Annotated in this window: 16 protein-coding genes; 5 read left to right on the top strand and 11 right to left on the bottom strand. The window is 54.4% G+C overall.

Annotation, left to right across the window (positions count from 1 at the left end; genetic code table 11):
• Window position 1 precedes the first annotated feature (1 nt).
• The 4 genes from AC2FLB_RS09055 to AC2FLB_RS09070 all read left to right on the top strand — a co-directional run bounded on the left by AC2FLB_RS09055 (window position 2) and on the right by AC2FLB_RS09070 (window position 5537).
• Window positions 2–1639, top strand: coding sequence for a sulfatase-like hydrolase/transferase (locus AC2FLB_RS09055; protein WP_142639693.1), 1638 nt, complete (start codon window positions 2–4; stop codon window positions 1637–1639).
• A gap of 102 nt (window positions 1640–1741) precedes the next feature.
• Window positions 1742–3409, top strand: coding sequence for a sulfatase-like hydrolase/transferase (locus tag AC2FLB_RS09060; protein ID WP_142639690.1), 1668 nt, complete (start codon window positions 1742–1744; stop codon window positions 3407–3409).
• Between the two features lie 60 nt (window positions 3410–3469).
• Complete coding sequence (locus tag AC2FLB_RS09065; protein WP_496702510.1) at window positions 3470–4714, top strand: DUF3179 domain-containing (seleno)protein; 1245 nt, start codon at window positions 3470–3472, stop codon at window positions 4712–4714.
• A gap of 70 nt (window positions 4715–4784) precedes the next feature.
• Window positions 4785–5537: an outer membrane protein gene (locus AC2FLB_RS09070; protein ID WP_496709106.1), complete on the top strand. Its 753-nt coding sequence runs from the start codon at window positions 4785–4787 to the stop codon at window positions 5535–5537.
• A gap of 509 nt (window positions 5538–6046) precedes the next feature.
• Here AC2FLB_RS09070 and AC2FLB_RS09075 read toward each other — a convergent pair.
• From AC2FLB_RS09075 to AC2FLB_RS09095, 5 genes are read right to left on the bottom strand one after another with little or no spacing between them, the layout of a single operon-like run.
• The gene (locus AC2FLB_RS09075) at window positions 6047–6616 is read right to left on the bottom strand and encodes a TetR/AcrR family transcriptional regulator (protein WP_142640372.1); all 570 of its coding nucleotides are present in this window, start codon (window positions 6614–6616) and stop codon (window positions 6047–6049) included.
• A 3-nt stretch (window positions 6617–6619) separates the two neighbouring features.
• A complete protein-coding gene (locus tag AC2FLB_RS09080) occupies window positions 6620–7678 on the bottom strand; it encodes a flavin monoamine oxidase family protein (RefSeq protein ID WP_496709107.1) in 1059 nt (352 codons plus the stop codon).
• Between the two features lie 3 nt (window positions 7679–7681).
• Entirely contained in the window at window positions 7682–8365 is a 684-nt protein-coding gene (locus AC2FLB_RS09085; RefSeq protein ID WP_496709108.1) for an SDR family NAD(P)-dependent oxidoreductase, read from the bottom strand.
• Window positions 8365–9033: a cupin domain-containing protein gene (locus AC2FLB_RS09090; RefSeq protein ID WP_271952720.1), complete on the bottom strand. Its 669-nt coding sequence runs from the start codon at window positions 9031–9033 to the stop codon at window positions 8365–8367. Before AC2FLB_RS09090 ends, AC2FLB_RS09085 begins: the two co-directional genes overlap by 1 nt.
• 33 nt (window positions 9034–9066) lie before the next feature.
• Window positions 9067–9687, bottom strand: coding sequence for a glutathione S-transferase family protein (locus tag AC2FLB_RS09095; protein ID WP_085822351.1), 621 nt, complete (start codon window positions 9685–9687; stop codon window positions 9067–9069).
• Window positions 9688–10043: 356 nt separating this feature from the next.
• Here AC2FLB_RS09095 and AC2FLB_RS09100 point away from each other — a divergent pair, with 356 nt between their 5' ends.
• Window positions 10044–10331, top strand: a complete 288-nt coding sequence (locus AC2FLB_RS09100) for a hypothetical protein (RefSeq protein WP_496702353.1) — start codon at window positions 10044–10046, stop codon at window positions 10329–10331.
• 188 nt (window positions 10332–10519) lie between these two features.
• On the opposite strand, the gene AC2FLB_RS09105 is transcribed toward AC2FLB_RS09100, so the two are convergent.
• The 6 genes from AC2FLB_RS09105 to AC2FLB_RS09130 form a co-directional block, all read right to left on the bottom strand.
• Window positions 10520–10963 carry a YqfO family protein gene (locus tag AC2FLB_RS09105; protein ID WP_496702351.1) on the bottom strand — a complete coding sequence of 148 codons (444 nt, stop codon included), beginning with the start codon at window positions 10961–10963 and terminating at the stop codon, window positions 10520–10522.
• A gap of 80 nt (window positions 10964–11043) precedes the next feature.
• Window positions 11044–11748, bottom strand: coding sequence for an ArsR/SmtB family transcription factor (locus AC2FLB_RS09110; RefSeq protein WP_496702349.1), 705 nt, complete (start codon window positions 11746–11748; stop codon window positions 11044–11046).
• A 346-nt stretch (window positions 11749–12094) separates the two neighbouring features.
• On the bottom strand, window positions 12095–12904 hold the full coding sequence (locus AC2FLB_RS09115; protein WP_496709109.1) for an NAD-dependent epimerase/dehydratase family protein: 810 nt from the start codon (window positions 12902–12904) through the stop codon (window positions 12095–12097).
• Window positions 12892–13794, bottom strand: a complete 903-nt coding sequence (locus tag AC2FLB_RS09120; RefSeq protein ID WP_496702345.1) for a hypothetical protein — start codon at window positions 13792–13794, stop codon at window positions 12892–12894. The genes AC2FLB_RS09115 and AC2FLB_RS09120 overlap by 13 nt, the downstream gene beginning before the upstream one ends.
• A gap of 52 nt (window positions 13795–13846) precedes the next feature.
• Entirely contained in the window at window positions 13847–14842 is a 996-nt protein-coding gene (locus AC2FLB_RS09125; RefSeq protein WP_496691436.1) for a substrate-binding domain-containing protein, read from the bottom strand.
• 56 nt (window positions 14843–14898) lie between these two features.
• Window positions 14899–15861, bottom strand: coding sequence for an ABC transporter permease (locus tag AC2FLB_RS09130; RefSeq protein WP_496691437.1), 963 nt, complete (start codon window positions 15859–15861; stop codon window positions 14899–14901).
• Window positions 15862–15863 lie beyond the last annotated feature (2 nt).

Raw genomic sequence — 15863 nt, forward strand, 5'->3', positions numbered from 1 at the left:
CATGAGACTTAGATACATTTTGCCTGCGTTGTTGATTGGTGCCGGCTCCGCGCTTGCTCAGGAAACCCCGATTGTTCATGACGGCGAGTTCGAATTCCTTCGCGCGCAGTTTGGTGAGGCATGGGATGCGCAAGACGTTGAAGTCGACGCCAAACTGACCGAAATTCGTGCGGCCAATGGCGGCAAGCCTCCTAATTTCCTCTACATCTTGATCGATGATGTAAGCTTTGGTCAGATGGGTGACCGCAAGATGAATTACGTCATGGGGATCGAGACACCCAGCATCAATCAGTTGGCTACCGAAGGCATGTCGCTGATGCGCATGTATACCGAACCCTCTTGTACTCCCACACGTACCGCCATGCTGACGGGGCGCCACCCAATACGCGCCGGTGTCGAAGAGGTCAAAGTGGCTTTGGTCGGAGAAGGTCTTCCGACCAGCGAAGTGACACTGCCGGAGATACTGAAACAAGTCGGCTACAATACGGCGCATATCGGCAAATGGCACCAAGGTGACATTGAGCAATCGTACCCACACAATCAGGGATTCGACTGGGCCGCATTTCCACTACACCAGCAAGTGCAGCTGAGCCTCATGATCCCCGAGGCAATGAGGTCCAACGCCATGCTCGGCTACGTGCCCGAGGGGCAGAACAATCAGTTCCTGCTGGATGAGCGCTTCAAGCCATATGGTCTTGTCACCGGTGTCGAGGCCGAAGCCGGTGGGCCCGCCCTGGAAGTAGACATGTCAGCCGGTGAGGTTTGGACGCAGGCCAAATATGAAGAGATGAACGAACGATATCAACGGCAGGCGCTGGAGCAACTCGAACGTGTAGCCTCCGAGGATGCGCCGTTCTTCTTACAATACTGGCCGCTGTACCCGTTGAACTTCGTCTACCCGGATCAGGCAATTTCACGAAATGGCGGGTTTCATGCCGACAAGCTGCAACTGCTTGATGGATGGATTGGAGATCTCTTGGCCAAGCTTGAAGAAACCGGCACGGCAGACAACACAATTGTTGTTCTGATGGCAGATAATGGTCTGATGTATCACTATGAAGGCTCATCCGGCCTGAACCAACTAATCTATCGCGGAGGCAAAACTCAGCATCTTGAAGGCGGAGTAAGAACCGATGCGTTCATTCGCTGGCCCGGTGTGATCGAACCCAACACTGCAGCTGGCGACATCGTTCATGTTTCAGATATCTTCACCACAATGGCGCGAATTGCCGGAGCCACCGCCTTTATCCCAAGGGACCGTGTGATAGACGGCATTGACCAGACGGCGTTACTGTTGAACGGCGAGGGGAACGGTCGGCGTGACTATGTCTATGTCTACGAAGGCCCTGTCTTGCGCTCGGTCGTTAAACAAGAATTCAAGATGCACCTTCCTGCCCCTGGTCAACCCGGCGCGGCTGCTCCAACCTATAACATCTATCGGGACCCTCGTGAGGAACACCCGTTGGTTGGCTACTCGCTTTGGGCCGGTGCATCTTTTCAGGATATGATAAAGCGCCACCAGAAGATGATCGCCAAATATCCACATTCAGAGATCGGCAAAGGTACCCCCTATGAGGGCATCGAAAACCTGCGTCCGGAAACTGAACTGACCCGTGATGTATTCATGAGCTGGCAGTGACGTCGCAAATTTAAATAAATATCTGAATATAACGATGTTACAATTGGTTAACGCATCAAAGATCAAACACCGAAGCTCGGCTTCAAACCTGGGGGAGACGGAATGAAACTACAATGGCTTCTGGTTTTTTGTGCAGGCGTTACGGCACCACCTTTGCAAGCGCAGGAAGACCCAATTCAACACGATGCCGAATTCTATATTCTGCAGGCACAACATGCAGAACAATGGGCACAGGATGATACCGCTGTTGATGATGCTCTGGCCGCTTTTCGTGACGGTAACAATGGGCAGCCCCCAAACATAGTCAGCGTTCTGATCGACGATATGGGCTTCGGCGACATGGGCATCCCCGAGCTAAACGCTGTGCGAGGTTATGAAACGCCGAATATCAACGACTTTTCCGATCAGGCGATGCGAATGGTGCGCATGTATACTGAACCTTCGTGCACGCCGACCCGCGTGGCACAAATGACCGGGCGGTTGCCCGTACGCATGGGTATGGGCGACACAACGGTGGACATTGCCGGGTTTGGCTTACCGGAAAACGAGGTCACCTTGGCCGAAATTCTGAAACAGGCGGGTTATGCGACCAGCCATGTCGGCAAATGGCACATGGGCGATATCGCCGAAAGCTGGGCGATGAATCAGGGTTTTGACTATGCCCAGCACGCCATCCACCAACAGGGCCAGCTGACGATCTTCAATGATGATGCGATCAAAGAACAGGTCTCGGTCGCGATCCGTGACTATGACGACAAATATACGCTGGACGGCTGGTTCCGGCCGGACTCTGCCGCGATGATGACAGTCATCGAAGGGGAAACCGGCGGGCCCATCCGCGAAATTCGCATGGAAACCGGCGAACGCTGGAACGCTGCGAAGTACGATGAGATGAACCAGGGGTTTCAGGACAAGACGATGGAAGAATTGGATCGCCTAGCAAGTGGTGAAGACCCGTTTTTCTTACAATACTGGCCGATGATCCCGCTGGACAACACCCGTGCCGGGCGGTCGGGGCCAGAGAGCGTTAATGGTGGCCTGTATGTGGACAAAATGCAGTTGCTCGATCAGTGGTTGGGCGACTTGTTCGCGCGGCTGGAAGAGTTGGGCTTGACGGAAAACACTGTGGTTGTGGTCATGGGTGACAATGGCCATTTCACCAAATACGCGCCGCAATCCGGGTTCACCCCGCTGATCTATGCTGGCGGCAAAGGTGACACGACCGAAGGCGGTATCCGAGTTGACGCCTTCATCCGCTGGCCCGGTATGATCGAGGCTGACGGGTTGCTTAACAGCATCATCCATGTCTCGGACCTCTATACCACTTTGTCGCGCTTTGCCGGAGCAGATCAGTATATTCCGCGGGATCGCCTTGTGGATGGGGTGGACCAGTCGGCCGCCTTGTTGTTCACCGATGAATCCAAATCTCGCCGCGATCACGTCATCGTCTATTCGGTGAACAAGCCCGAGGCGGTCGTGAAAGACCAGCTAAAGCTGAAACTGCCGGGACCAGGCGAAAGCGCCATTCTTGCAAAGTTCTTTGATCTCTATCGGGACACGCGCGAAGAATACTCGGTCTCGACCGAGGTTGGCGCCTGGGGAGGGCAGGAGTTCGCACGGATTTTGGGCCGCCACATGGCCCGCAAAGAAAAATTCCCCGATACCGCGCCCGCCTATGGCGTGCCCTATGAAGGGATCGAGAACATCCGCCCCGAAACCCAACAGGCAGTTGAGGCTTTCATGATCAAGCGCGCGTCACCACAGAAGTAAGCCTAATCCTTCGCAATAAACCTGTGAAGGACTGTGTTAATCAAGGTCGAGGGTCACAGCATGTTTGGTAGCATAATATTCGCACTGGGATTGATTGTGTCTCTCGGCATCGGGTTTGTCTATTTTCGCGATCTGGGCGACGTCTCTCAAATGCTGCTGAAGGTAAAGCGCGAGAATATGGTGCGCTTTATCCGCAATGAATATCGCCTGATCGGTATCGGACTTGGCGGGTTTGCAGCGGCAACACTTGCGCATTTCCTTTTGGGCGGTGGCCCTTTCTGGCTTTGGCTCATAGCGGCTGTGCTTACTCTTCTTCTTTATGGGTTTCCCTACGTTTGGGTGCATTTGGGTCTAAGGAACCAGCTCAATGACGCACAGTACTTTCCAATTGAAGAAGCCCGCAAATATGTCGGACCAACTGCGCCTGTCATAGTCATCGAAAACAACGGCCAAGCGCGCGCGCACCCGGATGCGCAGATTATGCGCCCTCATCTGGCCGGGAATGTAGATGGCTTGGGTGGCGAAGACGTGGTCATGACCTACTGCGCTATGGCCAATCTGGGTCAGGGTTACATTCCGCGAATAGAAGGACGACGGTTGAATCTCGAGGTTTTGGCCCAGCATGGCAATAACCTAATCCTGCGCGATAACGACACGGGCGAGCCGATCCAGCACATCTATGGTTTCCGCGAGGCGGACCGCGACCCTAACTCCGACGGTCCTGCCTGCCCCCTTCGACCCGAAGCGCAAATGGAGCCCTGGCCAACCTTTCGAATGACGTTCCGCGGGTTTCAGAAGGCCTATCCTGACGGTGAGGTATTTCTGAACAAGCCATCCCCGAACCCATTTTTGCGCCTGCTGGATATGATGACCGAGATCACGTTTGGCTGGGGCATCGGACGCCAGCATCAGGAAGACGCGCCTGTGATGGACAACATGGATCGTTCAGACGATCGGTTACCAAATAAAACCTACGTTTGGGGAATTACGATCGGTAAGGATGCGGTTTGCTGGACTGATGATTTCATCGTCGAGAACGAGTGGATCGTGAATGCCAATGTCGGCGGACGAGATGTCGTGGTCAGCTTGGATCCAAAGTATGAAAGCCTAGGCGTTTGGTACAACGACTTTGGTCAACCTGTGAGCCATTGCGATTTTTGGGGCCATTCAGATCAGGGTCAGCTAAAACGTGTCGAAACCCTGCGCGCAGGCGCATTCTGGCATGTCTGGTCCGAGTTTTTCCCGAACACAGATATTAATCGTGTCGGCAGCGGTTCGATGGCAACCGAAGGAGCTGTAGAATGAGGCCTAGGGCCAAACAACCACAAACCAAAGACCATTTATTCAAACTTGATTGTTTGACGGGAGGGACAGAATGATTTCGTCAATTTGGGTGAAAAGCTGCACTTGCGGAGTAGCTTTTTTTGCATCTGTGGCCACAGCGGCTTCGGCTCAACAATCCGATTGGTCATATGAGGCCACAATCTACCTGTTCATGCCGGAAACAGAGACTACATTGGACACACCTTTGGGCACTCTGGACGGTACGCTCAGCTTTTCGGATGCGTTGGAAAACCTCGATTTTGCCTTTATGAGTGCGTTCTCGGCCACCAACGGACGTTGGCTGATACTTGCAGATTACAATTACACAGACTTATCGTTCAGCAACAGCGCTCCTGGACCTGTCGGCCCGGGTCTGGAGACATCATTTACCACACAATACCTGAGTGGCTATGTTGGCTACAGAGTGTATGAAGCGCCAACTATCACCGTTGACGTCGCCGGGGGTTTCCGGTGGTTCAGCACCGAAACGGAATTTACCCTTCTACCCGGCGCGGCACCGGGGCGCACAACAACGGCAGACGATAGCTGGACCGACCCTGTCATCGGCGCCAGAGCACGGGTACAGTTCTCGGACAAGTGGTCGGGCTCCGGTTTTGTCGACTACGGAGGCTTCCGCAGCGACAGTGAAACCTGGCAGATTCTGCTGACGGCAGATTACGCAATCAACGACAGGTGGCTGATCCGCGGTGGTTATCGCTATATCTCATTCGATCATGAAATCGACGGCAACGATTTTACATTTGATCAGTCGGGGCCTGTGCTAGGCGCGACTTATCGGTTCTAAAATTCTTTGTTGGCGAACCCGAGACAAGGTTGTGATGTTACGAACGTCGTTTGATTGGCGCGATTCGATTGTAAAAAGGTTTAGAGAATCAAATTCGTATGTGTCCTCAGATTTGTTTTCGTGCCTGGCCCCAGATCTTGACCCCCGGCATCGATAGCTGGCTGGAGTTTGTTGTAGCCATAGAAATCTAGCAATGAATGAGACAAGTCTGAGGTAGCGATTCCACTTTCGACCGCGGAGTGAGAATTCACCTAGGCTAGCTTTCGCAATCGCAGCGAATGTCTGAAATGCGGGTTGCTAACGCAATATTTCAAAGGGCTGATGGATGTCGGCTATGGGCCGTTCAAATCGATGGCTAGTGGTTCTTGAACCGAAATGCTGCGCTGCACCCAAGGTCTTGAAAGAGCCCAAAACGACCAATGCTGCAGAGCGCAGCAATGTCTGTTTTTGAACGTGCTCAAGTCCTAACGGACAAAAGCCAGCGTCAGGACGAAGGGTTGCGCATTGGTTTATTGAACCAATCGCTTGGACAAAATCTGGACTGCCGCTTCAAACCTTTGCGGGTCCTGTGCCACTCGGGCTGCCAGTTGTGCGCCCTCGAGCAAAGGCAGTGTTGCGGCGGCTTCTGCTGCCGGATCGGCAACATGTAGGATCGTTCCATCGCCCTGACCCAGTGAAAATACCCTCGCAAGCCATTCGGTCATCATTGTGCGAAAACGGTTCATCTCGGCAATCGTGTCTGCTGATAGATTTTCTGTGCTGGTCGAAAAAGACACGCACAGGCACAAGCTTTGACCACCTTCAAGTGCGCCACGATACCGCTTGATCAAAGCGGCCAAGCGCGTCGCCCCTGTTGCATGGTCTTGATCAATCTCGCCACAGGCGGTTTCCAAATCTGAATAATACCGCTGCATCAGCGCGACGGCCAAAGCTGCCTTGCTGGCGAAATGATGGTGAATGCTGGCCTTTGTGATTCCGACGTCGGCGGCCAGGTCGGCATAGCTGAACCCATCAAAGCCACGCCTGCGCGCGGCCCGTTCAGCCGAATTGAGCAGAGTTGTCTTGGTGTCGGTCGCCATGTGTTATCCAAGATTTTGGGCGTTTAGGCTGTGTAGGACATTCTCTGCCGCTTCCAAAGCACCTTCGATATAGCCGCCGAAAACCGGGGCGACCTCTGTTCCTGCGAAATGCAGCTTTCCGTTCCACAGATTGCTCATCGCCTTCGGTAGACCGTATGTCGGATGGGCATATAGCGGTGCCTTATCCGCCTCAGTTGCAGTGTAGGGATCAATGGCCCAGTCTTTCAAGTAGAGCTTTTGGGGCTCGGCGGCTTCAGGCCCGAACAACCGTGTTAATTGAGCGTGCAGGTGCTGACGCAGCAGTTGTTCGTCCGCGCGACCTTGGAGCGGTACACCGATGAAGCCAAATAGCGCGTATGGTCCACCCTCAGGGGGGGATGCATCATGGATTTCGACCATCGGTCCTTTCCGGCTCATTGCATCACCGGACAGTCCTTGTTTGCGCCAGAATGGTTTGTCGTACACCGCAACAGCCTTGGCCTGACCTGCCATCCATGTCGCGATGCCTTTCATGGTTTGGGCGGCTTCGGCAGACAATGCGGGCGAAAATGCGATTTCGGCCGCAACACGTGGGGGCACAGCGAGGACAGCTTGATCCGCGTGGATCTGTTCGCCCTTTGCCGTTGTTGCAATGAATTGATCGCCGGACATGTCAAGTTTAACAACCGGCGCGTTTAGCTGTTTGCGATGATCCGGCAGGCAGTTGGCCAATGCGTCTGTCAGAGCAGCCAACCCTCCCCTTAGCCGCCATGACACTTCTATTGATGAAAAACCCTGCCCGCGTTGCACGTTGCCATGTTCATCCTCAAAGGTCTGAGCGCCATCGGCGAATTGGTCGAACTTTGTCAGACCAAACCGATCAATCAGAGCTGCAATACGTGGCTGGCCCGGCCAGAACCAGGCAGGCCCCATGTCAAAGTAGCCTGCCTCCAGATGCTGCGTCATGATTCGCCCGCCAAACCGCGGGCGGGCCTCAATCAGCATATAGTCGCGCCCTTGCGCCTCAAGACGTTCGGCTAAGACAAGTCCTGACAACCCGCCGCCGACAATCAGCGTTTGCATGCGCTAGAACCCTTCGGATGCTGGGCGCAGATCTAGCTCGTGCGTCCATGTGGATTTGGGTTGGTGGGCGAGGCTACAGTAGGCCTCTGCGATGTCCTCGGGCTTCATCATCTTGCCCGGATCAAGGTTGTGCAGGTCCCGAGATCGCGCTGTATCAATGATACCGTCCAGAATCGCGTGGCAGACATGAACACCTGCTGGTTGATACTCCCGTGCAAGCGATTGCGTCAGGCCGCGCAAGGCGAATTTTGCGCTGGCAAAGGCCGAGAGTCTTGTACCACCCCGCAAAGACGCTGTGGCGCCAGATACAATGAACGTGCCACCGCCAGCGCGGACCATCGGTTGCAGTGTCGATTGGGCAAGCAAAATGGCAGACTGCACCATGGATCCCCATGTGCGTTGATAGTCAGCAAGCCGGGTTTCTGCGAAAGGCGCGATGATCAGTTCGCTCGTGTTGTGGATCACAACCTTGGGCGGGCCATGTTCTGCAATAACCTGTGCCAGGATGCTGGGAACGGCACTCTCGTCCGTCAGGTCCATCTCAAAGAACTGGCCAATCACCGTTTCAGGTTGGGTGCGTCCCAATCCAACGGCAGCAAAACCATCTTTTGTGAAACGGGACAACAGGGACTGACCAAGGCCAGCCCCCGCGCCGGCCACAAGGACCAAAGGTTTTTCAACACTCATCAGACGGCAGGCGGTTTGGCGTGGGGCAAATGACCCGTCTTGATCCACAGCTTTGCCCCATCAGGGCCAGCCGTTGCAGACAGTTGATCGCCTTCCGGCAGTCGCAGCCATGCTCCTTTTTCAAGCGTATCGCTGCCTTCGGTGACGGAACCGGCAATCACCAGCATTTCGATCCCACCCACATCGGTATTTTCCAGTGTCGCGCCTGCATCAAGGTGGCTGTAGGTCACTGTTTCACGCGCATCACGGTGTAGTTCAGCCGTTGCGACACCATCCACAGGATCGGTCAGTTCTTCGGCCATGGTTTTGCGAAACTGATTGCGGTCGGCCATGTCGAACTGCCACAGCTTTACAAAGATCGTGCAGCCCGGCTCTGACCCCGGCGTATGTGCAGTGGTGGGAGGATTGCGCACATATGTCCCTTCGGGGAAGTCGCCATGTTCGTCCTGAAATACACCATCAAGCACGATGAATTCTTCGCCACCTGTATGGGTGTGTTCCGAAAATTTGCTGCCCGGCGCATAGCGCACAATCGTCGTGGCACGGGCAACTTCGCCGCCGATGCGGTCCAGCATACGCCGATCCACACCGGGCATAGGCGAAGCGTTCCACTCAAGCTGTTCAGAGTGAACAACCACGCGTGTTTTAAAGTCTGCGTTCAGTTCCATGTTTTTCCTTTCGGCTTGAGTGGTATCGCGTCTTTAACCTGCGATGCTGGGCCGTGCCGAGACCTTTGCCCGCCATGCCGTCAGATTGGAGAGTGTTTCTGGAATGTCGACCTTGGCAAAGTCCGCAAAGGCAAGACCGGCAAACGCCGTGATATCAGCAACCGAAAACTCAGAACCTGCCAGATATTCATTGTCAGCCAGAACTTCATCCAAGTAAGCCATTGTCTGACCAGCAACTTGCTTTTGCTTGTTACCCCATTCAGCACATTGATAGGTCTCAAGGTCTGGACCAAGACCTGGTGTGGCATGGTGAAAGTAGGTTCCCACAGCATTCAGCAGACCATTTTCTGCACGCAGGTTCATCATCGAAATTTGCGCACGTTGTTTTGGTGTCTCTCCGGTCAGCGACGGGCCTTCGAAATGATTGTCGATATATTCTGTAATCGCATTGCACTGCGAAATATGTGTACCGTCCGCCAGCTCAAGGCAGGGCACAACGGCATCGGGGTTCTTGGCTTTGAAGGCCTCGGTGCGATGTTCGCCACCCATCACGTCAACCGGAACGAATTGGACCTGGTCTGTTGCGCCTTTTTCAGCAAGCGCAATGCGCACACGTGCGGGGTTTGGGAAACCCTCAGTATCATAGATTTTCATGTTGTCTCTCCTTGGGAACAAATACCAACCTACTAGTTGGTAGACATCTTGGACAAGATATACTTTGGTCGTTGCGATCACAAAGTTGTTACGATGATAAGTTCAGCAGCCTCTGGGTTTGATGCCAGCTTCCTTCGAGCGGTCATTTGTGTCGTCCTAAAGAATGACAATAAAGTCCCTCAATGTGTGAGTTCGAGCAGCGCCAAAGTTTGCACTTGCAGCGAATGACCGGAATGCGGGCTGCGACCGCAGAATGCCAGCAGGGTGCCGAATGTCTCTTATGGGCCGAACCAAGAGTTTTCTCGGTCTGCTAGAATGCCCCCTGAGACGCATACGAAAAACCTACGGTACCCGATATGCCACAGCTGATGAACCTGCATGAGCTCATTAAAGATCAGGACCTGGCACCCGACCTCATCGGGCATATTGATGGACTTTTGGTGTTAAAAAGCAAAACCAAGGAAATGGGCCGTGGACAACGCATAGCGATCCTTGACGATTTAATACACGATCAAATGGCGTGGGCAGCCGTGGTGAAAAAGAACGAAGATCGCCTCGACCTCATGGCCGAGGGTAATAACTTGCTGCGGTACATCGTTAGGGAAAATGCCACGGCCAGAATTGCCATTATCGAAGGCATGTGACAGCAGATCGGGCATTCAACGAGAGACCGGTGCATATAACACCCGAACCGCGATGTGCAGGAGCTTTCCGCTATTGCCTTGTTTCCAGGAAATCAAAACCGGACCCTAGTACAGCGTGCGGCGAAGGTTCCAAAGGAGCCCTTCCTACTTATTCGTTGGGGTTCGGAGATTGCTGAGTTCAACCTCACTTACCAGTGCTCTTTTGGCACCCAATCTTCGGTCTCGTTGTTCCAGAACCTGTTAGGATTGTCCTCGTCCATTCCCCGGATATGAAGCGTCCGCATGCACGGTTCTACGAAGATCACCGGCTCTTCGTAGGGGTGTGATGAATAGATGTTTCTTAGAACCTGCACGGTTTTGGCTTCGTTACTGTCCAGAAAGAATGACAGTTCCACACAGGGTACCTCGACAACCTTTGAGGTTGCCATGTTGCGCCCACTCCCCAGGGATCTGAATTTTTGCATTCCCGGCGCGGTCTGATAGGTGACGCAATCGTAGTCGCCATATTTCAGAACGTCATCGACCAGAACCGCGTCAATGATCTTTTGCGCATGCGTATCTGGCACCTGGACAACGATCCGCAGACCGTTTTCGGGAACGAACCTGTCATTTTCGAGTTTGGGCAATGTCATGTTTATCTCCAGCAGCTTCTGCCGAAATAGCTCGTATTGGCGATGCTGTGGAAAATGACGGTTCGTTATCGGCCGAACTGTCAATTGTCGTCCGAGCCGTCCAGAGTCTTTTTGCTCAGGCCAAACCAGCGTTCGAGCGCATCGAACCCGTCGTCGGAAATGGTAAGAGCGCGACTACCGGTCCTGCGCTCCAGCCAGTTCGCTGTCAGTGACTTCTGCATGATCGCTGTGGCCAGCGGGCCGGAAATGTGGTGCCGACGCTCTGTCCAGTCAAGGCAGAGTTTTGCCGGAGGTTTCCCCGATGAAACAGGTGGCGGCTCGATACCGATATCATCGAGGAAATCCTGATAGCGAGGTCCGGATGTCAAAGCGCCATCTTTGAGATTCAGCACATTAAGGGCAACAAGGCGCTTCGTCATCAGGACGCCGAGCTTACCAGCGATATGATTGTAGCAACTGCGTGCGCGTTGTGTGTCTGTCGCGATCCGGCCGGGCCGAGACAGGTGGTCGGTCGGTGACAGGGTAGCCAATCCTTCCAGCACCTGGGCAACGTCAGCGCTTGCCACCCAGTGATAAACATGCCGACCGCTTCGCAAAGAAGCGGTCAGACCGGCAATTTCGAGTTGCTTCAAATGGGCACTCGCGGTCTGCGGGCTTATCTTGGCCGCACAAGCCAGCTCTTTGTTGGTGAATGCGCGCCCGTCCATCAGTTCGCACAGTATGCGGGATCGGCTGGGATCGGCGAGCGCGGCCCCGATTATATCCAGTCTCGGTTCGATTGCCATGCAAGACAGATTAAAGACAGAAAATGAATGCAGCCAGTAATAACTGTTCGATGGTGAACGAAATGAGCTTTAAAGCGGACGCTGATCATGTGTCTGTGTTTGTCCCGCTAGAGAGCCACTGGCATTAGTCCCACTGAATCGCCACTACTCAACCAGAGATCGCTTCACATAACACCGGTTCAGCGATGTTCGCAGTTTGTTAAAGCGCAGCGATTCAGCCGAAGATTGCGAAATCTGCCGCTCATGACGTGGGGCGTCGACAACCGCAATGCGAACAACGCTTACCTCAAGGCTAGGTTTCGGAAACTGAATGCCCAAAGCAACAACAATGGCTGGGCCTTGTACTTTACCAATCCGGAAAACGTGTGGTGAAATAATTTGGGATACGGACTGAAAACAGGCACTTCAGCGCAGACCTAAAGGCAATGCCTGTGGTAACTTTTGCCGGGCTCCCATCTTTCGGAGAATAGCCGATCACTTTCTGCGTTTCGGTGATATCCCAACGCATGCCCGGGTTATTCGACATCAAGTTCAGTGCTGCAAAGGAAACGTCTTTTGCATCAATTGCGGCGCGCATGCCGCTTAGGAAATCCCGATCGCTCAACCACATTTCCTGGCCCCATCGGCCCATCGCCATATGCGTGCCGGGTAGGTTGTCGTGGGTCCATTGCGTCCAGCCAATACGCAGGCAAATGACAGACAGTCCGTGATGCTCGGCGAAGTAAGTCCCTGTCTGTTCACAGAACAGTTTTGACATTCCGTAGGCGTTCACCGGGCCAGGTGGTGTCTTACTGTTGAGCGCTTCATGCGTGAACCTCTTGTCGCCATGGATCCAATTGGAACTGGCAAGTACCACGCGACTGACACCCATGGCGACCGCATGGTGATAGAGTGTAAGGGTTGCATCCATATTGTGCTTGATCGCTGAGGGCCAAGTGGCGGCCGGCTCTCTGTCACCGGCAAGATGCACGACTACGTCCACGTCCTCGAGCAAGCTGATCCAACTGCTATCATCAGATAGATCCGCAGTGTGAATATTGGGATGATCGGCGGGTCGGATGTCGATGCCGGAAACCGTGTAGTCGGGATCACTTTCGAGCGTGTCGAACAGTTTGCGCCCAAGATGTCCACCAGCGCCTGTGATCAGGACATGCATAACAGGAATTCCTTGTTGCTTGTAAGACCCGCTGGCATTTGTGGCTGGTCCTCGTCCGTCAAGACGCGGAACATCTGCCTAAAACTCAGCGTTTCATTTGGGGCGAGGTTGCGCACGGGGGAGTGCCACTCTGCTTCACAGTAGGCGTAATCGCCTGAATTGAAGACCTCGAATGGATAGTGATGCGCAAATCGGTCACCTTGCCGAGGTTCCGGTACTGAGCACATCAACAAAGGTCCATCCGTTCCGCACTTTATCAGCGTCCGGCTGTTGGGGTTCGGAAGTCCGATCTTGAATTCCTGCAGTCTGCTACAATCCACGACAGTGCTTCTGCTGTGCGTTGCAACCATCTGTTCGGCAGAGCCGAAAACAGGATAAAACGCAGGATGATCCATTTCGGCGCCGATCTTGGTTGGGGTGTTAAGCATCATGACCGACCAAATGCCAGTCAAACGCGAGGAAGTTCCATGATTGGCAACGATATGTTCAATGTCCCAGCTCTTCTCAGAAGTCAGTGTGATGCGACGCGAAACAGATAAGTGAGATATGGGACAGACGGCGCTGGTCATGTCGATGCGAGTGCTGGTTCTAGAAGTGATCTGATAGGAGCCGCTGTCCAGCACGGGAAACGGAGCGCCGTTTTCCCAAGACGAGTCCGGGGCGATCCATGTCTTCTCGCCTCCCCAAAGTGGAAAGCCAAATTGTGGAGAGCGTGTAGGCAAATCGGCGAGCCGGGTGTCGTCGATCTCCACTCCGTCAAGATCTGGGTTTTGAAAGAGGAGTGAGCTCCCTTGAAAACTCACGTCCCACAGACGGCCGCCGATGCCTGGCAGGAGTGTCAGTCGCAGATCACACTGCTGTAGCTGAAGAACACTCCATCTGTCCGGCATGTTTGCTCCCTGACGGTGTTCCGGCGCGACATGGCCGCGCCGGGATGAAAATTTAGACGTGCTTAAACTGTGCGACATTCTCGGACGTGATCGGCATCACCCCGGTTTCGACGCGTTCAGGCAGCGGGTTGATCCCGGCGGCCTTCCAATCCGGCAAGACCTTCAACGCATCGGTATTTTGCCAATGCATCATGTGGAAGGCGAGGAATATCTCCAAATAGGACTTCTGAGCCACAGCACCGTGTATGGTGCCGTCTTCGATGTAGGGCAGCATGTCGTCATTACGATCCATCGCGACGATCTTGATGTCCTTGCGACCCGCCTCGTTGACCGCAATCGCAGCGCCTTTGCCGCTGTCGCCGTCTGTGCCGCCAATGCCAACAATATCGGGGTTTGCCTGAATGGCTTGAAGATAGGCTGTCGGAGCATAGGACGGGTCGGCCTTGTCGTTCACAACATCGACGACTTCGATATCCGGGTATTTCTCAGCGAAGATTTGTTTGTAACCCTCGACCCGTTCCAGCGTGGAAGGAGCGGGAAACGTGCCGAGGATGACCTTCCCCTGGCCGCCAATCGCTTGCGCCAGCATCTCGCCGCCGACACGTCCTGCCTGAACGCCGTTGATGCCAAGGAACGTGGATCGGGGGCTGTCGGGGATGTCACCTATACAGCACGTGATTGGAATCCCGGCCTCGACCGCGCGTTCAACGCCGGGTGCCAAAGTAGCCGGATCACCGGGGAATATGAGGATACCTGCGGGGCGTCTGGCGATCAATTCGTCCAGTTGGCGTGCTTGCGCTGCAGTGTCAAAATCTAGGGGGCCCGTGAACGTGGCCTTGATGCCCATCAACTCCTCAAGATCTTCCATCGCGTTGCGATAATCCACCCAGAACGGCACTTGTGTGACGATGGACAGAAAAACGTATTCCTTGCCAGCGGCTTGCGCCATGGCTTCCGTGGACAGCATGGGCAGTCCGAAAGCGGCGGCCAGTCCCGCAGTCGTGCCCGCTGTCAGCAGCTTGCGCCGATTTACTTTCAATTCGGTCATCGTAGTCTCCCTGTTTTGGATCTTTGGTTGTTGTTGAGTTTTGGAGAGCTTCGGGCCTAACCCCGTTTGCTTCGGATCAGCATGTCCAAGGCGACTGCTGTAACGAGTACACCGCCGATGACGATCATCTGCCAGTAGATCGATACGGCCAGCATCGTCATGGTGTTGTTGATTAACGCGACGAAAACGACGCCAAGGAAAGCTCCGAGGATAGTGCCTTCTCCTCCTCGTAATGATGCGCCGCCGATGACGGCAGCCGCCAGAACTTGCAGTTCGATGCCATTGCCGGCCGTGGGCGTACCGCTCATCAAGCGGGAGGCCAGCAAGACACCCGCCAGAGCAGCCAGAATACCGGTCAGTGCGTACAGAATGATGCGCACGCGTGTGACGTGGATGCCCGATAGCATCGCGGCTTTTTCATTGGCACCAATGAAATAGACCTGACGGAAGAAACGCGTATGGCGGACGGCCAGGTCAAACAGGATCACCAGCAGAATGGTGAACAAGACAATCACCGGAAAGCCGCCGATGTCAGCTTTGCCGATCCAGGCGAAGGACGCCGGCAGGCTGGATACTGAAAACCCCTCGGTCAATACGAGGGCAATACCGCGTGCGATCGACATCGTTCCGAGCGTTGCGATCAACGGATTGATCCCGAGGCCGGTCACCAGCACTCCGTTCACCACGCCCACCATGCCACCTAGAATGAGCCCGCATGCTACGGCGAGCGGGATTGCCATACCGGTCAAAAGCAGCATGGCGACGACGGTGGAAGACAGGGCCATCACCGAACCAACCGACAGATCGAAACCACCGGATGCAAGCAGGATTGCCATGCCGATCACAATGATCGCGGTCGGTGCCATGCCCACGGCCACCGCGCGAAAATTCGAGAAACTCAGGAAGTAGGGGTTGATGTTGGACATCACGATGATGATGGCGGCGATCAGGACGATCAGCGTCAGCTCACGAATATCAACAAAGGCTTGCAGGACACGGCGCAACAGGGGTGGTTTCATGG

This window comes from Ruegeria sp. CDSA236 (genome assembly GCF_059611285.1).

Coding starts and splice junctions, on each gene's coding strand:
- AC2FLB_RS09055 (WP_142639693.1), top strand. CDS start 2: ATGAGACTTAGATACATTTTGCCTGCGTTGTTGATTGGTGCCGGCTCC.
- AC2FLB_RS09060 (WP_142639690.1), top strand. CDS start 1,742: ATGAAACTACAATGGCTTCTGGTTTTTTGTGCAGGCGTTACGGCACCA.
- AC2FLB_RS09065 (WP_496702510.1), top strand. CDS start 3,470: ATGTTTGGTAGCATAATATTCGCACTGGGATTGATTGTGTCTCTCGGC.
- AC2FLB_RS09070 (WP_496709106.1), top strand. CDS start 4,785: ATGATTTCGTCAATTTGGGTGAAAAGCTGCACTTGCGGAGTAGCTTTT.
- AC2FLB_RS09075 (WP_142640372.1), bottom strand. CDS start 6,616: ATGGCGACCGACACCAAGACAACTCTGCTCAATTCGGCTGAACGGGCC.
- AC2FLB_RS09080 (WP_496709107.1), bottom strand. CDS start 7,678: ATGCAAACGCTGATTGTCGGCGGCGGGTTGTCAGGACTTGTCTTAGCC.
- AC2FLB_RS09085 (WP_496709108.1), bottom strand. CDS start 8,365: ATGAGTGTTGAAAAACCTTTGGTCCTTGTGGCCGGCGCGGGGGCTGGC.
- AC2FLB_RS09090 (WP_271952720.1), bottom strand. CDS start 9,033: ATGGAACTGAACGCAGACTTTAAAACACGCGTGGTTGTTCACTCTGAA.
- AC2FLB_RS09095 (WP_085822351.1), bottom strand. CDS start 9,687: ATGAAAATCTATGATACTGAGGGTTTCCCAAACCCCGCACGTGTGCGC.
- AC2FLB_RS09100 (WP_496702353.1), top strand. CDS start 10,044: ATGCCACAGCTGATGAACCTGCATGAGCTCATTAAAGATCAGGACCTG.
- AC2FLB_RS09105 (WP_496702351.1), bottom strand. CDS start 10,963: ATGACATTGCCCAAACTCGAAAATGACAGGTTCGTTCCCGAAAACGGT.
- AC2FLB_RS09110 (WP_496702349.1), bottom strand. CDS start 11,748: ATGGCAATCGAACCGAGACTGGATATAATCGGGGCCGCGCTCGCCGAT.
- AC2FLB_RS09115 (WP_496709109.1), bottom strand. CDS start 12,904: ATGCATGTCCTGATCACAGGCGCTGGTGGACATCTTGGGCGCAAACTG.
- AC2FLB_RS09120 (WP_496702345.1), bottom strand. CDS start 13,794: ATGCCGGACAGATGGAGTGTTCTTCAGCTACAGCAGTGTGATCTGCGA.
- AC2FLB_RS09125 (WP_496691436.1), bottom strand. CDS start 14,842: ATGACCGAATTGAAAGTAAATCGGCGCAAGCTGCTGACAGCGGGCACG.
- AC2FLB_RS09130 (WP_496691437.1), bottom strand. CDS start 15,861: ATGAAACCACCCCTGTTGCGCCGTGTCCTGCAAGCCTTTGTTGATATT.